The sequence below is a fragment of the Thiomicrospira sp. genome (assembly GCF_036568485.1).
Lineage (GTDB): Bacteria > Pseudomonadota > Gammaproteobacteria > Thiomicrospirales > Thiomicrospiraceae > Thiomicrospira.
Genome location: NZ_DATCSL010000049.1, coordinates 1 through 1,099 on the forward strand (window position 1 = coordinate 1; position 1,099 = coordinate 1,099).

General features: G+C 47.0%; 1 protein-coding gene. It reads left to right on the forward strand.

Translation table 11 applies throughout. The features are described from left to right. Positions 1 to 1,099, forward strand: a 1,099-nt coding sequence (locus VIM91_RS05345) for a glutamate synthase-related protein (RefSeq protein ID WP_331863787.1), incomplete at both ends; no start/stop codon positions are given.

Sequence of the window (1,099 nt, forward strand, 5' to 3'; positions counted from 1 at the left end):
TGGTATCTCATTAGGGGCCTTGTCACCCGAAGCCCATGAAGCTTTGGCGATTGCGATGAACCGTTTAGGTGCACGTTCCAACTCTGGTGAAGGGGCTGAAGATCCTGCACGTTACGGCACCGAAAAAATGTCGAAAATTAAACAGGTTGCATCTGGACGTTTTGGCGTCACCGCACACTATTTACGTAATGCGGAAGTCATCCAAATTAAAGTCGCGCAAGGTGCGAAGCCGGGTGAAGGTGGGCAACTACCCGGACATAAAGTCGACATGACCATTGCTAAGCTACGTCATTCGGTGCCAGGTGTAACGCTAATTTCACCTCCTCCGCATCATGACATCTATTCGATTGAGGATTTAGCACAGTTAATTTACGACTTAAAGCAAGTTAACCCAAATGCGCTAATTTCGGTAAAACTGGTCGCCGAGCCTGGTGTTGGTACGATTGCCGCCGGTGTTGCAAAAGCTTATGCTGACCTGATCACTATTTCAGGCTATGACGGCGGTACGGGGGCAAGTCCATTAACCTCGGTTAAATATGCAGGTAACCCGTTTGAAATGGGGCTAGCCGAAACTCATCAAGTGCTACGTGCCAACGATTTACGTGGACAAGTTATTTTGCAAGCAGACGGTGGTTTAAAAACCGGTTTAGATGTGATTAAAGCTGCCATATTAGGGGCTGAATCCTTTGGTTTTGGTACCGCACCAATGATTGCACTGGGTTGTAAATATCTGCGTATTTGCCATTTAAACACTTGTGCGGTTGGCGTAGCCACTCAAGACGAACGTTTACGCAAAGAGCACTTTATTGGTCTGCCCGAAATGGTTATGCACTATTTTGAGTTCGTGGCGAAAGAGACGCGTGAATGGATGGCCAAACTCGGTGTTCGCTCATTAAAAGACCTCGTTGGTCGAGTCGACCTACTCAAAGTCATTGATGAGCCATTAACCGCTAAGCAACGTAACTTAGATTTGTCATCCATCATTACCGATGGTGGTGTACCAGCTGATAAACCTCAAACGGTGCAGGTTGAACGTAACAACCCATGGGATCGTGGTGAAATTGCCGAACACATGGTTAAAGAAGTTTTACCGGCTATC